The 19,256-nt window shown below is 60.7% G+C and carries 13 protein-coding genes and 1 tRNA gene; 8 read left to right on the forward strand and 6 right to left on the reverse strand.

All coding sequences use genetic code 11. The features are described 5' to 3' along the window. Positions 1-49 precede the first annotated feature (49 nt). Together BTN45_RS01220 and BTN45_RS01225 are read right to left on the reverse strand one after the other, a co-directional pair. On the reverse strand, positions 50-1,714 hold the full coding sequence (locus tag BTN45_RS01220; protein ID WP_207588615.1) for an iron ABC transporter permease: 1,665 nt from the start codon (positions 1,712-1,714) through the stop codon (positions 50-52). 79 nt (positions 1,715-1,793) lie between these two features. Beyond that, positions 1,794-5,537 (reverse strand): ATP-binding protein, encoded by a 3,744-nt coding sequence (locus tag BTN45_RS01225; RefSeq protein ID WP_207588617.1) that lies wholly within the window; start codon positions 5,535-5,537, stop codon positions 1,794-1,796. A 314-nt stretch (positions 5,538-5,851) separates the two neighbouring features. Here BTN45_RS01225 and BTN45_RS01230 point away from each other — a divergent pair. The 3 genes from BTN45_RS01230 (at position 5,852) to BTN45_RS01240 (ending at position 8,507) form a co-directional block, all read left to right on the forward strand. Then, positions 5,852-5,928, forward strand: a tRNA-His gene (locus tag BTN45_RS01230). A gap of 210 nt (positions 5,929-6,138) precedes the next feature. After that, complete coding sequence (locus tag BTN45_RS01235) at positions 6,139-7,770, forward strand: Ppx/GppA phosphatase family protein (RefSeq protein WP_207588619.1); 1,632 nt, start codon at positions 6,139-6,141, stop codon at positions 7,768-7,770. Continuing rightward, on the forward strand, positions 7,767-8,507 hold the full coding sequence (locus BTN45_RS01240; protein ID WP_207588620.1) for an RlmE family RNA methyltransferase: 741 nt from the start codon (positions 7,767-7,769) through the stop codon (positions 8,505-8,507). The genes BTN45_RS01235 and BTN45_RS01240 overlap by 4 nt, the downstream gene beginning before the upstream one ends. Here BTN45_RS01240 and BTN45_RS01245 read toward each other — a convergent pair whose 3' ends face one another. Then, complete coding sequence (locus BTN45_RS01245; protein ID WP_004440092.1) at positions 8,508-9,905, reverse strand: MDR family MFS transporter; 1,398 nt, start codon at positions 9,903-9,905, stop codon at positions 8,508-8,510. A 209-nt stretch (positions 9,906-10,114) separates the two neighbouring features. Between BTN45_RS01245 and BTN45_RS01250 the strand changes: the two genes are divergently transcribed. The 5 genes from BTN45_RS01250 (at position 10,115) to BTN45_RS01270 (ending at position 15,488) form a co-directional block, all read left to right on the forward strand. Next, positions 10,115-11,116: an MBL fold metallo-hydrolase gene (locus tag BTN45_RS01250; protein ID WP_207589597.1), complete on the forward strand. Its 1,002-nt coding sequence runs from the start codon at positions 10,115-10,117 to the stop codon at positions 11,114-11,116. A 179-nt stretch (positions 11,117-11,295) separates the two neighbouring features. Next, positions 11,296-12,801: an IMP dehydrogenase gene (gene guaB / locus BTN45_RS01255; protein ID WP_037090860.1), complete on the forward strand. Its 1,506-nt coding sequence runs from the start codon at positions 11,296-11,298 to the stop codon at positions 12,799-12,801. Between the two features lie 112 nt (positions 12,802-12,913). Next, the gene (locus tag BTN45_RS01260) at positions 12,914-13,315 is read left to right on the forward strand and encodes an MAPEG family protein (RefSeq protein ID WP_034496309.1); all 402 of its coding nucleotides are present in this window, start codon (positions 12,914-12,916) and stop codon (positions 13,313-13,315) included. 150 nt (positions 13,316-13,465) lie between these two features. Further along, positions 13,466-14,494, forward strand: coding sequence for an alcohol dehydrogenase AdhP (gene adhP / locus BTN45_RS01265; RefSeq protein ID WP_004440101.1), 1,029 nt, complete (start codon positions 13,466-13,468; stop codon positions 14,492-14,494). A gap of 118 nt (positions 14,495-14,612) precedes the next feature. Continuing rightward, positions 14,613-15,488: a dienelactone hydrolase family protein gene (locus BTN45_RS01270; RefSeq protein ID WP_207588621.1), complete on the forward strand. Its 876-nt coding sequence runs from the start codon at positions 14,613-14,615 to the stop codon at positions 15,486-15,488. Between the two features lie 283 nt (positions 15,489-15,771). Here the strand turns inward: BTN45_RS01270 and moaB are convergent, their stop codons facing one another. From moaB to BTN45_RS01285, 3 genes are read right to left on the reverse strand one after another with little or no spacing between them, the layout of a single operon-like run. Beyond that, positions 15,772-16,317, reverse strand: coding sequence for a molybdenum cofactor biosynthesis protein B (moaB, locus tag BTN45_RS01275; RefSeq protein ID WP_207588623.1), 546 nt, complete (start codon positions 16,315-16,317; stop codon positions 15,772-15,774). 26 nt (positions 16,318-16,343) lie between these two features. Further along, positions 16,344-17,243, reverse strand: a complete 900-nt coding sequence (locus tag BTN45_RS01280) for a 4-(cytidine 5'-diphospho)-2-C-methyl-D-erythritol kinase (protein WP_207588624.1) — start codon at positions 17,241-17,243, stop codon at positions 16,344-16,346. 6 nt (positions 17,244-17,249) lie between these two features. After that, positions 17,250-19,142 (reverse strand): tetratricopeptide repeat protein, encoded by a 1,893-nt coding sequence (locus BTN45_RS01285; protein ID WP_207588632.1) that lies wholly within the window; start codon positions 19,140-19,142, stop codon positions 17,250-17,252. Positions 19,143-19,256 lie beyond the last annotated feature (114 nt).

The raw sequence follows: 19,256 nt of genomic DNA on the forward strand, positions 1-19,256 counted from the left end.
CCAGGCGGCCGCAAGGCCGCCTTTCTTTTTTGTCTCATTGGCGGGACGCTCATCGGTTTTCAGGATGATCCATCGACCTGGAAACGAGAAGGACGGGGACAAGCCCGGCGATGATGATGATGATCGCCGGTACGGCGGCATCCTGCACCTTGGAGCGTGAGGCATTCTCGTAAACAAGCGTGGCAAGCGTATTGAAGCCGAAGGGTCTCAGCAGGATGGTTGCCGGCAACTCCTTCATGGATTCGATCAGGACCAAAAGGAAAGCGGTCAACGCCGCGGGCCGCATATTGGGCAACAGCACCCTGAACAGCGTCTGCGCCCGGTTCCGCCCAAGCGTTCGCGAAGCCATGTCGATATGCGGCGAAAGCTTCTGGAAACCGGCATCCAGCGTGCCTTCCGCCATGGTCATGAAACGCACGGTGTGCGCATAGATGATGGCAAACGCGGTGCCGGAGAGCAGCAGGCCGGTGGAAAAGCCGAAATGTGTACGGAAGAACCCGTCCACCCCATTGTCGAGAGCCGCGAGTGGAATGAGCACGCCGATGGCGAGCACCGTTCCCGGCACCCCATATCCCATGGAGCCGAAGCGGGCGGCAAACTTCGAGGTTCGTGACCGCCCCGTGCGGATGGCGTATGAAAAGACGAAAGCCGCAACCAGCGTTACCAGGGCCGCGGTAAAGGAAACTTCGAGGCTGTGCCCGAGTGCCTTGAGAAGTTTCGGCGCAAGCAGCGCATCGAACCGTTTGGCCGCGTAACCACCCAGCACGATGACGGGAATGAGAAAGCCACTCGTCACGGGCAGGAAGCAGAAAACAGTTGCCGCGCCGCGCCGCCAGCCGGTCAGCGACTTCAGCCGATGGCGCTGCTTCATGTTTGTCGCCTTGGGTGCGCCGAAGCGCTGTTTTTCCCGGGCGTTGCGTTCGATTACGATGAGCGCGCCGACGATGATGAGGATGACGGCGGCGATCTGCGTTGCATTGGCGAGATTGCCGCGGTTGAGCCAGGTCTCGTAAATAGTGAAGGTCAGCGTCTGCACGCCGAGATATTCGACCGCGCCGATATCGTTGAGGGTCTCCATCAAGACCAGAGAAAGCCCGATGGCAATCGCCGGTCGCGCCATCGGCAATTGTACGGAGAAGAACACGTTGAGAGGCTTTGCGCCGAGCGTGCGTGCGGCTTCGGCTGCAAAACGCCCCTGCATGGAAAAGGCGGCACGGGCCGAGAGATAGACATAGGGATAGAGCACCGAGCTCAGGACGATGACCGCACCGCCGAGAGAACGGATATCAGGAAACCAGTAGTCGCGTATGCTGTGATAGCCGAAAGCGGCACGCAATAAGCTCTGCACGGGCCCGGTAAAGTCGAGAAACTCACCGAACGCATAAGCGGCGAGATAAGATGGAATGGCGAGCGGCAGGACGAGCGCCGCCGACAGCAGCCGTCGCAGCGGAAACTCGAACGTGGTGACAAGCCAGGCGCAGACAATGCCGAAGAAAGCGGTCGTCGCTGCCGTTGCTCCGAGCAGCATGAACGTACGAAATCCGGCTCGCGGCAGGACGTTGACGAGAAGATGTCGCCACCCCTCCGTGCTGCCGGTCAGCGCCAGCCAGAAGATCGCCAGAACTGGCATGGCGGCGATGGCCGAAACAATGATGGCCGCAATCGGCAATAGAGAAACGCGTTTTGTCGCGGGAAGGGGAACCGTCATGGGCATGCGAGCCTGCTGTCCTGCATAGGCCTTGACCGGCTGGTTCTCCAGCCGGCGGCTTTCGCATTGCTACGCCCGCATGACCTCAGTTGGCAAGGACCCGCTGTGACGGAAAGGTGATTTCCACCAGCGTGCCTTCGTTGGGTGTCGAGGTGATGGAGAAATTCGCCCGGTTGGCGTCCACCATGGCCTTGGTCAACGGCAGGCCGAGCCCGGTGCCGTCACCGCGTACACGTTTGCCGGAAGAAGCCACCTGCCGGAACGGCTTCATCGCCTGTTCCAGTTCCGCCCGCGTCATGCCGATACCGGTGTCGCGGATGCGAAGCGACACGCTGCCATTGGCCTCATAGGCGGTGGACACGACAATCTGCCCGCCTGACGGGGTGAAGCGAATGGCGTTCGACAGGATGTTCAGCACGATCTGCTTGATCGATCGCAGGTCGGCGACGATCTGCGGCACCGATTGCGCAAGCGCCGTGCGGATGATGACGCGCTGGTTGTTCGCCTGCGGCTGCACCAGCGAGACCGCTTCGGCCACCGTTTCGTTGAGCGGGACGGCGATGAAGTCGACATCCATCTGCCCCGCCTCGATCTTGGATATATCGAGGAGATCGTTGACGATATCGAGCACATGCCGGCCGGAACGGCCGATATCATTGGCGTATTCCACATAACGCGGATGGCCGATCGGCCCGAAACGTTCAGTCGCCATCATGTCCGCAAAGCCGATGATGGCGTTGAGCGGCGTGCGGATTTCGTGGCTGACGCGCGCCAGGAAGTCGGTCTTGTGGGCATTGGCGGTTTCCGCCGCGCGCTTGGCGTTGCGCAGTTCTTCTTCGGTGCGCTTCCACTGGGTGATGTCGCGGATTACGGCGCAATAGCCATGTGAGGATTTGAGCCGCCCGATGGTCATGAACAGCGGCAGGAAACCGCCGGATGCTTCGCGGCCGATCACTTCGCGGCCATCGTTCAGCACGCTCGCAACACCGTTATTGGCGAGGCCGGAGAGATAGTCCAGCACGGCGCGCTGGCTCTCATGGGCAAAGAGCGTGACGAAAGGCTTGCCGGCAATTTCGCCATTGTCATAGTTGAACAGCGCGCTGGCCGAGCGGTTGAGGGAGCGGATTTCGCCTTCGTCGCCCAAAAGCACCACGCCGTCAGTGGCCGTTTCAAGAATGGAGTGCAGTTCCTCGACTTCGCCCTGAAGCAGGGAAATGCTGCCGGCTTGCGCGCTCTGCGCCGCGGTGTTTTCATTGGCGGCGGCAACCGGCGCTGCTTTTTCTTCCAGCGGAACGAGAGAAAGCATCAGCGCCTTCGTCTCTTCCCAGCGGATGGATTGCAGCCGCGCTTTGACAGGAATGATATCGTTTTCGGCGCTGACAACCACCATGCCGCCTTCATTGTCAGGCATGTCTTCGAGCTCCTGCCTCTGCAGCAGGGCTTCCAGCCCACCCACTTCTTCGAGTTCGGCCAGAGATTCATAGCCCGTCAGCCGCAGGAAATCCGGATTGGCGTGGATCAGCCTGTCGCCGGCATGCACGAGAAGGGCAACGGGCATCTGGTCCAGCGTCTCGGCCGTCAGCGCGTCGGCGGGGCGAGGTACAGGACTGACCATTGCTGCTGCGACTTCGGCAACCGGCCGCTCTTCGGCGATGGCCTGCTGCTGCATTTCGTCCGAACCGCTTTCCGCTACGGGTTCGCTGACGGCCCCAGGCTGTTCACCCCGAACATAGTCGGCAAAAAGATCGTCGTCCTGCGCTGGCGCCGTGGCCTTGAGGTCAGTATCGGAAGGTGCGCTGTCAGGCGCATGCGCATCCATGTCCTGTTTAATATCATGCGTGTCCGAATCGATGGAAACGGTTTCCGCATCCGTTTCCCGGCCGTCTTCGAAAGCAGTATCCGCTGGCGCCAGGGCACGGCCGATCTCGCGGAAGGCGGCCTGCTCACCGGCGGTCAGGCCTTCGCGGGAGCGCGAACGGCGCTCTTCCAGACGAACGATCTTGTCGGAGGAAGACGGTTCCGGTGCAGTTGCCGGGGCTTCGAATTCGGGCGGGGTATAATCATGATGCTGTTCGTCGGTCGAAACGTCGTCCGCTGCATCGTCTGCCGCTCCGACCTCCGCGGCCGGGATTTCATCGTCAGTAGCCGATCCGGGAGTGTCCTCCGCATCGTCATCCTCATCGATGAAGGCCAGCAATTCATGGCTCGTGCTGTCGACGGTTGGCTCCGGAGAAGCCTCCGCCGGATCAGACTCTTCGCCCTTCAAGAAGGTAAGGCCGATTGCGTGCGGGTCCTCTGTGGCGTCGGCCAGGCGCACGATGCCGAAACCGCGAAAACCGTCAAATTCCCGTGAGCGGGTGTAGGTAGGCAGGGCGGCGAGATCGATCGGCACCATCAGCGATGTGCCTTCCACGGGCCAATGGATTGTCTTGCCCGACCACGTGTCGCGGCGGCCTAGAAGCTCTCGGATCTTTCCGTCGGGATCGAGATTGAACAGGGCGGCGACGTTGGCAAAGCCCATGCCCTCCACCGCAGCAGCCCTGGCACCCACGGCCTCGGCAAATTCATGAGAGATGGAGCTGAACCGTCCTTCAGCGTCGATTTTCCAGACGAAACGGGATGCACGGGCGCCGGCGTTGAAGGCAAAAGGCTGGGCCTGTTCGACTGCTTCGGTCTCGATTGCAGCATCCTCGTCCGCCGGTGGCGCAACCGGGGATGCCGCGTTTTCGGTTATCTCGTCCTTTGCGACGAAACTCTCCGCATCGAGAGCCTCTTCGGCGGGTTCGTCGTCCGTCTTCTTGGTGAAGGGCGCCTCCGCCTCATCCTCATCCAGTTCAAAAAGATCGGCAATGTCGTCAGTCATCGCCACGTCCGCAGCCGCATCGGCGTCCTGCGTGAAAAGCGCTGCGGGGACCTCCGGCTTCTCTTCCGCAAAGGGCAGAAGCCTGTCTTCATCCTGTCCGGATACCGCTTCTTCCTCCGCGTCGGACGGCTGCTCCTGCGGGTCTTCCACCTCTTCGATGTCTGCTACAGCATCGAGAACGGCGTCGAAAGAGGCGGCCGTTGCGACAACAGGCGCCGTCTCTGCAACCGGCGACGCAGGTTCGGCGACCGGGACGTCCTGCGGCTTGTCCTCGGCAAAACCATCGGGGTCGAGTGTGCCCAGTGCGGTTTCGACCACGAAGATCAGGTTGAGTTCGGGCGTGGTGGTGATTTGGCCAGCGGCTGCGGGCAGATAACCCTTTCCGGTAGGTACCGGGCGTTTGACGAGATGCCCCGATTGGCGCGCCGCCATTCCAACCAGTGTTCTGGCCGTATGCGGGGTGATGCCGAGTGTAGAGAAGCCGGGCGAGGCGGCAACGATCCGGTTGTCGCCATCGGTGACTGCCATATGGATATCGGGGTCGTCGAAGCCTTCGATCATGCGCCGGGCGCATTCCACCATGTCGGGCTCGGCCTGATCGGCGCGGGCAGAAAAGAGTATCGCGGTTTGGCCGGGCTCGGCCTCAATGATCTCCGCACGCGCAGTCGCGGCAATGCTGCGGAAACCGGAGGTGATGCGGATCGTGAAGGGCAGGCTGTCGCCGGTCTTTGAAAGCCGCGCCGCCGTGGCCGCCAGTTGGCGGAATGTCACATCCTGCCGCTTCGGTCCCTGTTCCAGAAAGTCATAAACCATCGGCGTGCCAAACAGGGCAGCGCCGCGTCCATTGGCCCATAGAACATGTCCAAGATCGAGCGAGAACAAAGCCATCGCTTCACCGCGCCCGAAACCTTCACGCACCCGTTCATGCACTGCGATATCGATAAAGGGATACTGGACGGCGGGCATGTCGAAACCTATTCTGGCACTACCGGACCTTGCGGGCTCCCGGCTTCCTCATGAAACCGAAACGTAAACCCGCCGAGGCATCACGTTAACAGAATTTTAAATAACTTCACAGGGTCGCCGGGTCCACCGCCCGGCTTATGAATCGCCAAATAGAGTTAACATCAACAGCCTTAATGCCGGCTTTCCGGTGTCAGCCCGCGCTGGAAAAGCGCTTGCCTTTCGCTGCCTTTTTTCGCAAAATTCGGATAGGGACTTGCAAATGGGAAAAACACCTTTTATGTGACCCCCCGTGGCGCCGCTTTGGCGTTTGATGTGCGGTTGTAGCTCAGTTGGTTAGAGCGCAGGTTTGTGGCACCTGAGGTCGGTGGTTCGACCCCACTCAACCGTACCATTCCCCTCTCCCAGTAAGTTTATATGTCACAAGGACTTACCGGGAGAGGGGAAAGTCTCTTCCACCGCTGGTCAGATATCCCGTTTTCCCGGAAAATAATCTTTGCGGTCACACGGCGCGCGGTCGTGTCAGGGGCCCTGCGGTTTCAGTCCGGCAAAAACCATTTGGCTAAAATCTCTTGCGCTGGTATTGTCTGCCCAACGAAACCTTATGAAAGCCTGCAGCATAGCGTCTACGCTTGTGCGCGGCGAAATGGACAAGACAGTGATCGACCCCGGAAACGGCCCAAAGCCGTCGGAACAAGGGGCGTCGGTGGCAAACAAAGGGAAAGCGAAGCGTTCCCGTCGTGGCAAGAAACACAAGCGTGACGGTAAACCCCGTGACGCCTCTGTGTTGTTGCATGATGTTGCCGCGGATGTTCCGGCCGGTTCCTCCTATGCATCGGCGCTCGAGCCGGATGCCGAGCCGCGCAAGAGAAAACGTCGCAGGCGTTCTCGAGGCAAGGGTGCGTCTCAGCCTGCATCTGCGGCTTCCCCTGTACAGGTGCAGGCTTCAGCTGCAATTGACCCGGCCAATCCATCCTCCGTACCACCCGGTGGCGGGCGAAAGTCGCGTAACCGCAAACGCGGGCATCGCGATCCGCGCGGACGTGATCCGCAGGGCCGCCCGCTTGTCCCCAGCCATGCACCGAAACACGTTGGCAAGCAGAACGCTCGCGCCGGCGGCTCCGTGCAGGACCAGCACCGGCAGCAATCGGAAACATCAGGCCGTCACCCCGGGCGGCAGCACGAACATGGCCCGGACGCGCCGGCGGATATGTATGCTGCGCTTGATCTCGGCACCAACAATTGCCGCCTGCTGATTGCGCAGCCGACGCGGCCCGGCCAGTTCCGGGTGGTCGATGCCTTTTCGCGCATCGTGCGGCTGGGCGAAGGGCTGGTATCGAGCGGCCGGCTTTCCGATGATGCGATGGACCGCGCGGTTGAAGCACTCAAGGTCTGCGCCGCAAAACTCTCCGGTCGCCCGATCCGGCGTATGCGGCTGATCGCGACGGAGGCCTGCCGTGCCGCGTCCAATGGCGAGGAGTTTCTGGCGCGTGTCACCCGGGAAACGGGGCTTAAACTCGAAATCATCAGCCGCGAGACGGAAGCCCGCCTTGCGGTTTCGGGCTGCGCCTCCCTCGTCGGCCGTGAAGCGCGTTCCGTCGTGCTGTTCGATATCGGCGGCGGATCGTCGGAGATCGCCGTCATCAAGGTCGGGGAGAACCGCTCGAACCGGCTTGCCAACCACATCACCCACTGGACCTCGCTGCCCGTCGGCGTCGTCACGCTTTCCGAACGCCATGGCGGCCGTGATGTGACGCCCGACGTTTTCGCCGCGATGGTGCGGGAAGTCGAAGGCCTGCTCGACGCCTTCCATTGCCCGCCGCTCGCGCCGCAAACGCATCACGAGGATTTTCACCTCATCGGCACATCAGGCACGGTGACGACACTCGCGGGCGTCCATCTCGATCTGCCGCGATATGATCGCCGCAAGGTGGATGGTCTCTGGCTTTCCGATGCCGAGGTGACGGCGATGCAGGACAAGTTGCTGGCATGGGATTTCGCCGGCCGCGCCGCCAATGCCTGCATCGGGCCTGACCGGGCCGATCTGGTTCTCGCCGGCTGCGCGATTCTCGAGGCCATTCGCCGCCGCTGGCCGGCGCGCCGAATGCGCGTGGCGGATCGTGGTCTGCGCGAAGGCCTGCTGACGGATATGATGGCGGATGACGGCGCATGGCGGCGCAACCGCATAAGGCGCATGCAGATGGTACGGCAGGACAGGACGGAAGGTTTGACATGAGCAAGGCGACAACAAGCACCAATCGCACCGGCCGCAAGATCGGCCAGAAGGTCAAGAAGACCAAGCTCAAGGCCTCGTCGCGCCGCTGGCTCGAACGTCATATCAATGACCCCTATGTGCAGCGTGCCAAGCTGGAAGGCTATCGCGCCCGCGCCGCCTTCAAGCTGTTGGAAATCAACGACAAGCACCAGATCTTGAAGGGGGCCACCCGCATCATCGACCTTGGCGCCGCCCCCGGAAGCTGGTCGCAGATCGCCGCCAAGGTGACGGATTCGACCGAGGACGATATCCGCGTTGCAGCGATCGATTTCCTCGAGATCGATCCCATTCCCGGCGTGAAAATTCTGCAGCTCGACTTCCTCGACCCGAGCGCGCCGGAAAAGCTGATGGAGGCCGTTGGTGGCACGCCCGATCTTGTTTTGTCGGACATGGCAGCACCCACCACCGGGCACCAGAAAACCGACCACATCCGCACCATGCATCTGTGCGAAGTCGCGGCCGATTTTGCCGTTCAGGTGCTTGCGGAAGGTGGCCATTTCCTTGCCAAGACCTTCCAGGGCGGCACGGAAAAGCAGCTGCTGGATATGCTGAAGAAGAACTTCAAGCAGGTTCTCCACATCAAGCCGGCGTCGTCACGCTCGGAATCGGTGGAAATGTTCCTGCTTGCCAAACACTTCAAGGGTCGCAAGACCGAGGCGGCGGATGCATCTGAAGCCGAAGAGGCCTCGAAAGACTGATTACTCCGCCGGTTGCGAGACCTTGCCGCGGTGGCCGGAAACGGCCGCACCCGCCTGTGCGTCCATGCGGATGATCGGCACGATGGCGAAGAGCGATACCAGCGCGACGATGGTGAAGGCGATGTGGAAATCGGCGAGCTGCAGATGCGTGCCCGACATCATGCTGCTGACTTCCAGAATGGAAGCGGCGAATGCAACGCCGAGCGCCAGACTGATTTGTTGCAGCACGGAGGCCATGGACGTTGCCTGGCTCGCCTGACTGTCCTCGATATCGGAATAGCTGAGCGCGTTCGATCCGGTAAAGAAGAAGGACCGGGCAAATCCGGCCGTCACAAGAAAGATCATGATCAACGGGTATGGCGTTTCAGGCGTGAAGAAACTGTTGGCGAGCGTCGTGAACGCGCCGACGATGCCCGCGCCGATCAGCGTCGAGCGAAATCCGGTCGCCGCAAACACCCGCTTGGCCATGAACTTGGTGGTGATCGCCCCGATGGCGCCGGCGAAAGTTATCATGCCCGACTGGAACGGGTTCAATCCGAAACCGATCTGCAGCATCAGCGGCATCAGGAAGGGAATGGCGCCCGTGGAGATGCGGAAGATGGTGCCGCCAACGGAGGCGGCCCGGAAGGTCGCGTTCTGGAAAATTCGAAAGTCCAGAATGGGGGCGGGGTGGTGCGCAGCGTGGCGCATATAAAGAAAACCGCAGATGAAACCGATGATGGTCGACGCGATGCCGATGGCTGGCGGGAGCGCAGGCAGGCTGACGACGGAGAGGCCGAACACCACGCCGGAGGCGGCGATGCCGGATAGCACGAAACCCTTTCCGTCCATTGGCGGCGGGTTGGTGGTTTCGATTTCCGGCAGGAAGATCGTCGAAAGCCAGATGCCGATGATGCCGATCGGCACATTGATCAGGAAGATCCAGTGCCAAGAAAAATAGGTGGTGATGAAACCGCCGATGGGTGGACCGGTCAGCGGCCCCACGAGCCCCGGTATTGTCAGCAGCGCCATGGCGGAGACGAGTTCGCTGCGCTTTGTCGTGCGCAAAAGCACAAGGCGGCCCACGGGTGTCATCATCGCTCCGCCCATACCCTGCAGGAAACGCGAGAGTACGAATTCGAACACCGAAGACGAGACCGCGCAGCAGATCGACCCCACGACGAAGACGCCAATGGCAAAACGGAAGATTTTCTTCGCGCCGTATTTGTCGGCCATCCAGCCGCTGATCGGAATGAAGATCGCCAGAGCCACCATGTAGGCCGTTAAAGCCAGCTTGAGCGTAATCGGGCCGACGTGGAGATCTGCGGCAATTGCCGGAAGCGAGGTGGCGATGACGGTGGAGTCCATCTGCTCCATAAAGAGAGCGACTGCCAGGATGAGGGGAATGATGCGGTTCATGAGGCTGCCTGCGGCTTTCCGCTGCGACAAGGGATATCGCCGTCCGTCCTACGCCTGATAGGCGGGCTTGCCAACACGTTAATTACCAATTTCTGATGTTCCGATCAAACCTGCGTGAGGCCGGTTTCCTTGCAACTTTCTCGCTCTATTGTCCGTTGGGTGAGTTCAGTTGGCAATCACGGCCAGTTGGCGATATCGGAGACAAGATGATGACCCAATCCTTGAACATGAGCAGACGCGGCCTCATCGGTGCGGCAGGCGCAAGCGTTCTCGGCGCGCCGTTTTTGATGGCGCGCAGCGCAAATGCCCAGACCAACCAGCCGCAGACCTCGATGGAGATAGAGCACGCCATGCCGCCCGAAACCAACCGCTTCAAGCTCGGTAATTTCGAAGTGCTGGTGGTGAAGGATGGCGCGCGCGCGGCCCCCAATCCCGGCGAGACCTTCGGCACAGACCAGTCGGCCGAGACGGTCGGTAAATTGCTGGAAGACAATTTTCTGCCGACGGACCAGTTCGTCAATTCCTTCTCCCCCGTCCTCGTCAATACAGGGTCCGACCTCGTGCTGTTCGACACCGGTTTCGGTGAGGCCGGGCGCGGTGCGGGCAATGGTCGCCTGATCGAGGGCATGGCAGCCGCCGGTTACGCACCTGAAGATGTGACAGTGGTGGTGCTGACCCACATGCATGGCGACCATATCGGCGGCCTGATGGAGAAGGGCGCGCCGGCCTTTTCCAAGGCACGTTATGTTTTCGGCCAGACGGAATATGATTTCTGGACGGATGAAAAGCGCGTCGGCACGCCGGCAGAGGGCGGTCACAAGGGTGTTCTCGCCAACGTGAAGCCGCTGGCCGAAAAGGCGACCTTCATCGGCGACGGTCAAGATGTGGTATCTGGCATCACAGGCATCGCAGCCTTCGGCCATTCGCCAGGGCACATGATTCTCCGTGTCGAATCGGAAGGCAAGCAGCTGATCCTGACGGCGGATACGGCCAATCATTTCGTCCTGTCGCTGCAGAGACCTGACTGGGAGGTTAAGTTCGACATGGACAAGACGGCAGCCGCTGCGACCCGCAAGAAGGTCTTCGACATGATTGCCGCCGACCGGCTGCCCTTCCTCGGCTACCATATGCCTTTCCCGTCTGTCGGTTACGCAGAAAAGCTGGATACGGGTTATCGTTTCGTGCCGAAATCTTACCAGTTTGATATCTGATATCTGCTGCAATGCAGCAACAGGAAAAGCCCGGAAGCCGATTCCGGGTTTTTTCTATTCCCTTCCTGTCATGAACGTGTTACCAGCCCTCGCCAACTTCCAAGCAATCCTTGCACGGCGCCGGGGTGAACTTTTCGTTCCGGAGCGGCCACGCATTTTCAGTATGAAGGAATTTGGTCATGGCACGCATCATTCAAACACCCACTGGTTTGGACGCTCTCACATTTGACGATGTGTTGCTGCAGCCCGGACATTCCGAAGTCATGCCGGGACAGACGAATATCGCCACCCGCATCGCCCGCGATATCGATCTCAACCTGCCTATCCTCTCCTCCGCCATGGATACGGTCACCGAAGGTCGCCTCGCGATCGCCATGGCCCAGGCCGGCGGCATCGGCGTCATCCACCGCAACCTGACCCCCATCGAACAGGCCGAAGAAGTCCGGCAGGTGAAGAAGTTCGAAAGCGGCATGGTCGTCAACCCCGTCACCATCGGCCCAGATGCGACGCTTGCAGAAGCACAGGCGTTGATGAAGGCGCATGGCATTTCGGGTATTCCGGTGGTTGAAAACGGCGGTTCCGGCGGCCACAAGAACGGCCGCCTCGTTGGCATCCTGACCAATCGCGACGTTCGTTTTGCCTCCGATCCGCAGCAGAAAATCTACGAACTGATGACCCGCGAAAATCTGGTCACGGTCAAGGAAAGCAGCGTCGATCAGCAGGAAGCACGCCGCCTCTTGCACAAGCACCGCATTGAAAAGCTGCTCGTGGTGGACGCCAAGGGTAATTGCGTCGGCCTCATCACCGTTAAGGACATCGAGAAGTCGCAGCTAAACCCCAATGCCACCAAGGATGCGCAGGGCCGCCTTCGCGCCGCTGCCGCCATCAGCGTTGGTGCTGACGCCATCGAGCGCGCCGAGCGCCTCATAGATGCCGGCGTCGACCTTCTGGTTGTCGATACCGCACATGGCCATTCGCAGCGCGTGCTGGATGCCGTCTCTCAGGTCAAGAAGATGTCGAACTCGGTTCGCATCATCGCCGGTAATGTCGCCACTGCCGACGGCACCAAGGCTCTGATCGATGCCGGCGCGGACGCCGTCAAGGTCGGTATCGGCCCCGGCTCCATCTGCACCACCCGCATCGTCGCCGGCGTCGGCGTGCCGCAGCTTGCGGCGATCATGTCGTCGGTTGAAGTCGCCAACGCGGCTGATATACCCGTCATCGCCGATGGCGGCATCAAGTTTTCGGGCGATCTGGCCAAGGCGATCGCCGCCGGCGCCTCGGCTGTCATGATCGGCTCGCTGCTTGCCGGCACGGATGAAAGCCCGGGCGAAGTATTCCTGTATCAGGGCCGGTCCTTCAAGGCCTATCGCGGCATGGGCTCCGTTGGCGCCATGGCGCGTGGTTCTGCCGACCGTTATTTCCAGGCTGAAGTGCGCGACACACTGAAGCTCGTGCCTGAAGGCATTGAAGGCCAGGTTCCCTATAAGGGCCCGGTCTCCGGCGTTCTGCACCAGCTGGCCGGCGGCCTGAAGGCTGCCATGGGTTATGTTGGCGGCAGCAACATCAAGGAATTCCAGGAACGCGCCACCTTCGTGCGCATTTCCAGCGCTGGCCTGCGTGAAAGCCACGCCCATGACGTGACAATCACCCGCGAAAGTCCGAACTACCCCGGCGCGGTTTGATCTTTCGAGCCGAATCCGTAAAAAGATACGCTAGTTATTTGGCGCTCCCCGATTCATGCCGGATCGGGGAGCGTTTTCATGATTGGAGAAAAGCATGTCACCCACGACCGCAATGTTCTGGCCGATGATCGCCCATGTCGTTCTGGTCTTCTGGCTTTACGCGCTTCTGATCGTTCGGCGCAACAAATATGCATTCAAGGATCGCGAATCGGCGATCCGTCTCCGGGATCACGGCGAGGAGGCACGCGAAAGCCGTCTGGTGAACCGCAACATCGCCAACCAGTTCGAAGTGCCGGTCCTGTTCCACATTGCCTGCCTGCTGCTCTACATCACGGATGCGGACAATATCGTGACCGTTGTCCTGGCATGGCTTTTTGTGCTTTCGCGTTATGCGCATTCCTATGTCCACGTCACCAGCAACCGCCTGCGTCAGCGCGGCGCATTGTTTGGTATTGGTTTTGCGCTGGTCGTCTGCCTGTGGGGATGGCTCGCCATATGGTTGGCGCTGGAGTAAATCAGCACCGTGAGGTTGCTTCATAAGTGAGACAATCCCGGCCTGCAAAATGGTGCGATTTGCGATGGGTCAATTCCATGATGCCCCATCCCCGTTAATCTCTGCCTCGCCGTCGAGGATTTCAGGCGAGCAGAGATTAGGGAGTATGTCATGGCTAAGACAATGAAAGCGGCAGTCGTCCGCGCATTTGGAAAACCGCTGACCATCGAGGAAGTGGCGATACCGGATCCCGGCCCCGGTGAAATTCTCATCAACTACAAGGCGACGGGCATTTGCCACACCGACCTGCACGCCGCGACCGGCGACTGGCCGGTCAAACCCAACCCGCCTTTCATCCCCGGCCACGAAGGTGTCGGTTATGTCGCAAAGATCGGCGCTGGCGTCACGGGCATCAAGGAAGGTGATCGCGCCGGCACGCCCTGGCTTTATACGGCCTGCGGATGCTGCATCCCCTGCCGTACGGGCTGGGAAACGCTATGCCCGAGCCAGAAGAATTCCGGTTATTCCGTCAACGGCAGCTTCGCCGAATATGGCCTCGCCGATCCGAAATTCGTCGGCCGCCTGCCGGATAATCTCGATTTCGGCCCGGCCGCACCTGTCCTTTGCGCCGGCGTCACCGTCTACAAGGGTCTGAAGGAAACCGAAGTCAGGCCCGGTGAATGGGTGGTCATCTCGGGCATTGGCGGGCTTGGCCATATGGCCGTGCAATATGCCAAGGCCATGGGCATGCATGTTGTTGCCGCCGATATCTTCGATGACAAGCTGGCGCTTGCCAAAAAACTCGGCGCCGATGTCGTCGTCAACGGCCGTGCGCCTGACGCCGTGGAGCAGGTGCAGAAGGCGACCGGCGGTGTCCATGGTGCGCTGGTGACCGCGGTATCGCCGAAGGCCATGGAACAGGCCTATGGCTTCCTGCGCTCCAAGGGCACCATGGCGCTTGTCGGCCTGCCGCCGGGCTTCATCTCCATTCCGGTATTCGACACGGTGCTAAAGCGCATCACGGTGCGCGGCTCCATCGTCGGCACACGACAGGATTTGGAGGAGGCGCTGACCTTCGCCGGCGAAGGCAAGGTGGCTGCTCACTTCTCGTGGGATAAGCTCGAAAACATCAACGATATCTTCCACCGCATGGAAGAGGGCAAGATCGACGGCCGTATCGTCGTGGACCTCGCCGCCTGATGTGAAAATCCGGAAGCGGCGCTCACGCAAATGTGTGGCGCCCCTTCCGACTGCCTTATTCCCCACCCTTAGATCTGCGTTATCCTCCCGCATCCGTGCGTCCAAGGAGGATAGAGCGATGGACAAGCCCAAGATTACGCAGGCCATGATCGACGCTTATGATGAGTATACCCATCTCAGCCTTGATCGCCGCAAATTCATGGAAAAGCTCACCGTGCTGGCCGGCTCCGGCGCGGCGGCGGCGGCAATTGCGCCCCTTCTTTCCGCCAACAGCGCCCGCGCCGCCATCGTCGCGCCTGACGATGCTGGCATTGTTGCGGAAAACGTGACCTATCCGGCGCCCGGCGGCGAGATGAAGGGTTATCTCGTCACGCCGAAATCGGCGTCCGGCCCCATCGGTTCCGTCATCGTCATTCACGAGAACCGCGGCCTCAACGACCATATCCGTGATGTGGCCAGACGCGTGGCGCTCGCCGGATTTCGGGCGCTCGCGGTCGATTTCCTCTCGCCGCAGGGTGGTACGCCCGCTGATGAGGAGAAGGCGCGGCAGATGTTCAGTGGTCTCGACATGGATGCAACTGTCGCCAATGCCGAAGCGGGACGGGTCTGGCTTGCGGCAAGGCAAGGGGCGAATGGCAAGGTCGGCGCCATCGGTTTCTGCTGGGGCGGCGGGCTGGTCAACCGTTTCGCCACCAAGTCGGAAGGTCTGAATGCCGGCGTCGCCTATTACGGTCAGCAGGTCCCGGCGGCCGATGTGCCGGCCATAAAGGCACCGCTGCTTTTGCATTACGCCGGTCTCGACGAGCGCATCAATGCCGGCATCGATGCTTACAAGAAGGCGCTGGAGGAAAACGGCAAGACCTTCGAGATTTTCGTCTATGACGGCGTCAACCATGCCTTTAACAACGATACCTCCGCGGCGCGCTATGACAAGGCGGCTGCTGATCTCGCCTGGGGGCGGACGGTGGAGTTTTTCAGGAAATATCTGGGGTGATTGGGTTTTGAGCGGGCAGCTGTTCTTCTCGCCGGTGGGGGAGGCGGAAATGCTTTTGGATGTTGTCCATTGAGAGCGAACCTAGGCGCGTCGGGCTCACCCCCCTCTGCCCTGCCGGGCATCTCCCCCTCAAGGGGGGAGATCTGCAAGAGGCGCTACCGCCACTTTATTCTCAAGCCCTAAGATGGGCGAGACCTCGCCTCAAGTCGATCTCCCCCCTTGAGGGGGAGATGCCCGGCAGGGCAGAGGGGGGTAAAGCCCCACGCACCCTCGATCAAGTGCCCTAAACCCCACCACTCCCACGCTTCAAATGCTCATCCAGCCGCGGCATGATTTCCACGAAATTACACGGCAGATGACGATAATCGAGTTGCGCCTTGAGGATGCCATCCCACGCATCCTTGCAAGCCCCCGGTGATCCCGGCAGCACGAAGATGAAGGTCGCATTCGTCACACCACCGGTCGCGCGTGACTGGATGGTGGCGGTGCCGATCTTGTCATAGGAAATGCGATGGAAGAGGGCCGAAAACCCGTCCATGCGCTTTTCGAACAGCGGTTCCAGCGCCTCGGGTGTCACATCGCGGCCGGTAAAGCCTGTGCCGCCTGTCGTGATGACCACATCCACGCCGTCAGTCAGCGTCCATTCGCGCACCGTGTCTGCAATCGCCGCCTTGTCGTCAGGCACGATGGCGCGGGCCGCGAGCCTGTGGCCTGCCTCCTCCAGCCTTGCGACCAGCGTATCGCCGGACTTGTCATTCTCCAGCGTGCGGCTGTCCGAAACGGTCAGAACCGCAATGCCAAGGGGAATGAAGGGTCTATCGCCTGCCATGGCCTTATCCTCGAAATATCCGGCCCTCAAATGGTCCGCGTTGCCTGAAAATACCAGCCTGGGCGCTTCTTCCGAAGCGATGTTTCCGCGTATTGGGCGGCATCGAAGGAATGAAAAATCCCGAAACAGGTTGCCCCGGAACCGGACATGCGCACAAGGGTGGCGCCATCCTCAGACAGCAACCCGATGATCTCGCCGATGTCAGGCAGAAGCGCCTGGGCTGGCGGTTGCAGATCGTTGCGACTTTCCGCGAGAAAATCCATCCAGCCGATTGTCACCTCGCCAACCTTGGCTGGCGTCGGCAAAGGCGGGTTGGCCTTGTTCTGCAATCGCCGGAAAATCTCCGGCGTCGAGACCGCCTTCAGCGGGTTGGCCAGCACCAGAAACAGTTCCGGCAGGTCGTTGACCGGTTCGATGTCCTCGCCGATGCCGCGCGCGATCAGCGATCGGCTTTCAAGACACATAGGCACGTCCGCGCCGAGCGTCAGCGCTATGGACGAAATCCTATCCGGTGTCATCCCGGCACGCCAATGGCGCAGAAGCGCCCGCAGCGTTGCCGCCGCATCCGCCGAGCCGCCCCCTATACCTGATGCAACGGGCAGATTCTTTTCAAGGTGAATGGCGACCGGGGGCGCTGGTTGACCCATTGATGCGAGCGCGTTGCGCAGCAAATCTCTGGCCCGGGTAACGAGGTTATCGCCGCCATCGCCGGCGTGTAGAAGATCGCCAAACGGTCCTGAGATGGAGAAGCTGTCGACATCGGCGTCTTGGATATGGATCGTGTCGCCGGCTTCGGTAAACACCACCAGCGATTCAAGCAGATGGTAGCCATCCGCCCGCTGCCCGGTGACGTGAAGTGCCAGATTAACCTTGGCCGGGGCCGCCTCGACTGTCTCGGCCGCCCCGGAAATGCCCTGCATCGCCATGTGGCGTCAGGATTTCTTGTCCGGAGCAGGGGTCGCCGGGGCCGGAGGAGCCGGCGGCTGCGGCGCGACGTCCTTCTTGGCCGTATTCTCGGCATCCTTTTCGACTGGCGGCAGGCCGTTGGCAATCTTTTCCTTCACCTTGGCCTTGTCCACGTCGTCGCTGTCGCCGATCAATGCGCGGTTCCACTGATAGACCGCCTCGATCTTGCGGCCGACGCGCCAATAGGCATCGCCCAGATGGTCGTTGATGGTGGGATCACCGGCCTTGAGTTCGATTGCCCGCTCCAGTTCGGTCACCGCATCGTCGAAATCGCCGAGACGATAATGCGCCCAGCCGAGCGAATCGACGATATAGCCGTCATTCGGACGAAGCTCGACGGCACGACTGATCATCTTCATGCCTTCATCGAGATTGATGCCCTTGTCCACCCAGGAATAACCCAGATAGTTCAGAACCTGCGGCTGCTCAGGGTTCAGCTCCAGCGCCCGCTTGAAATTCGGTTCGGCCTTGTCCCATTGCTTCAGGCGCTCGTAGGCGATGCCGCGCTGGAAAAACACCGTCCAGTCGGATTTCTGCGGCACGGCGCCGATCACTTCAACGGCCTTGTCGTAATTCTCCGCCATGGCCTTGTAGTCCTTGGCATCGGACAGCACGCTGCCATAGGCGAGGTAGGAACGAATATCTTTGGGGTCGGATTCGAGGAGCGACTTGAGGTGTTTGCGCGCCTCTTCCACCTTTTCGGTCTGCGCCAGCGTCAGTCCGAGCTGCAGCTCGGAGATGCGGTACATCGGCGAGTCCTTCGGCACTTCACGATAGAAGGCGATGGCACGTTCCGGCTTCTTCATGGCTTCTGCAAGTCCGCCGAGAAGAATGAGCGTATCCGGGCTTTTAGGATCGAGCGCGCGCGACGTCTGCAGGTAAAGCGTGACGATCTCTTCGGCGCCTTCGCGGTTCAACGCACCGGCGATGGAGAACATGACGCTGGCGGCGCCCTCCACGGCATTGGTGATCTGCTGCTCCGGCTTCTCACCCTTTTCGATGGACTGGCGGAGCGCTTTCAGCGGCGCGTAATTCGGCGCGAAAGTGTCGCCGACCGCAATCGCATCCAGCGCTTTCTGCTTGTTGCCGGCGGAAGCCTCCAGCCTTGCGAGCGCCATCACTGCGCGCATATAGGTATCGGAGGCGGTCGCTCCGCCTTCGCGGTCGGTTACCGCTTCGTTCAGGCTCTTGCGGGCGGCCTCGGTGTTGCCGGAAACAAGCGCGATGGCTGCCGCGTTGTATTTCTGGAAGATCGAAATCCAGCCCGGGCCCTTCATGTTGTTGACGAGCGCCAGAGCCTCCTTCGGCTTGCCGGAACCCGCGCGCGCCCAGGCGGTCAGAAGCGTGTTGACCATGCGGTCCAGATCGTTCGGGCCGGAATATTTCAGGATTTTCTCGGCCTTGGCGAATTCCTTGTCCTTGATGGCGTCGAGGCCACGCACGATGGTCGTGACGCGTTCCACCGCGGTATCGTCCTTCATCGAATCGGCAATCTTGGCGCCAGCCTCGAAATTGCCGCTCAGAAGTTCGGCGATCATCAGCCGCTGGCGAATTTCGGAATTTGCCGGATCGTATTCCAGCGCCTTCTTGTAGAGCGAAATTGCGGTGGGATAATCCTGATCGACATCGGCATTGCGTCCGGCGAGGAAAGCGCCGGAGAAGGTGTTGACCTTGCCGGGGTCGAACGTAACGGCCTTGTCTTCCGGTGTCGCCTTCGTCTCCGCAAAGCCGGGGCTTGCACCCGCGCCGATTGCGAGAGCGGCGGCAAGAGCCGCGCTGCAGAGAAGACGGAGTGCTGGTTTACGCCGCATGAGGGAACCTTTGCCTTTGTGCAGAAGCACGGAAAAATCAGTTTCCATTGTTTGGTCACTATAGAATGGCTTTTTTGAAGCAACCCCGCAAGAAATTATGGCCCCGGCCACAATCACGCCTCGCGGAGAGTCAGGCCTGTAACCTCGGGCGGATGCTGTGTT

The sequence above is a fragment of the Rhizobium sp. ZX09 genome (assembly GCF_017357485.1).
Lineage (GTDB): Bacteria > Pseudomonadota > Alphaproteobacteria > Rhizobiales > Rhizobiaceae > Agrobacterium > Agrobacterium pusense.

Excerpts from the sequence above, each read along its gene's own strand:
- BTN45_RS01245 (WP_004440092.1), bottom strand. The coding sequence starts at position 9,905 with ATGAACCGCATCATTCCCCTCATCCTGGCAGTCGCTCTCTTTATGGAG.
- adhP (WP_004440101.1), top strand. The coding sequence starts at position 13,466 with ATGGCTAAGACAATGAAAGCGGCAGTCGTCCGCGCATTTGGAAAACCG.
- moaB (WP_207588623.1), bottom strand. The coding sequence starts at position 16,317 with ATGGCAGGCGATAGACCCTTCATTCCCCTTGGCATTGCGGTTCTGACC.
- BTN45_RS01225 (WP_207588617.1), bottom strand. The coding sequence starts at position 5,537 with ATGCCCGCCGTCCAGTATCCCTTTATCGATATCGCAGTGCATGAACGG.
- BTN45_RS01285 (WP_207588632.1), bottom strand. The coding sequence starts at position 19,142 with ATGGAAACTGATTTTTCCGTGCTTCTGCACAAAGGCAAAGGTTCCCTC.
- BTN45_RS01260 (WP_034496309.1), top strand. The coding sequence starts at position 12,914 with ATGTTCTGGCCGATGATCGCCCATGTCGTTCTGGTCTTCTGGCTTTAC.
- BTN45_RS01240 (WP_207588620.1), top strand. The coding sequence starts at position 7,767 with ATGAGCAAGGCGACAACAAGCACCAATCGCACCGGCCGCAAGATCGGC.
- BTN45_RS01270 (WP_207588621.1), top strand. The coding sequence starts at position 14,613 with ATGGACAAGCCCAAGATTACGCAGGCCATGATCGACGCTTATGATGAG.
- guaB (WP_037090860.1), top strand. The coding sequence starts at position 11,296 with ATGGCACGCATCATTCAAACACCCACTGGTTTGGACGCTCTCACATTT.
- BTN45_RS01235 (WP_207588619.1), top strand. The coding sequence starts at position 6,139 with ATGAAAGCCTGCAGCATAGCGTCTACGCTTGTGCGCGGCGAAATGGAC.
- BTN45_RS01280 (WP_207588624.1), bottom strand. The coding sequence starts at position 17,243 with ATGGCGATGCAGGGCATTTCCGGGGCGGCCGAGACAGTCGAGGCGGCC.
- BTN45_RS01220 (WP_207588615.1), bottom strand. The coding sequence starts at position 1,714 with ATGCCCATGACGGTTCCCCTTCCCGCGACAAAACGCGTTTCTCTATTG.
- BTN45_RS01250 (WP_207589597.1), top strand. The coding sequence starts at position 10,115 with ATGACCCAATCCTTGAACATGAGCAGACGCGGCCTCATCGGTGCGGCA.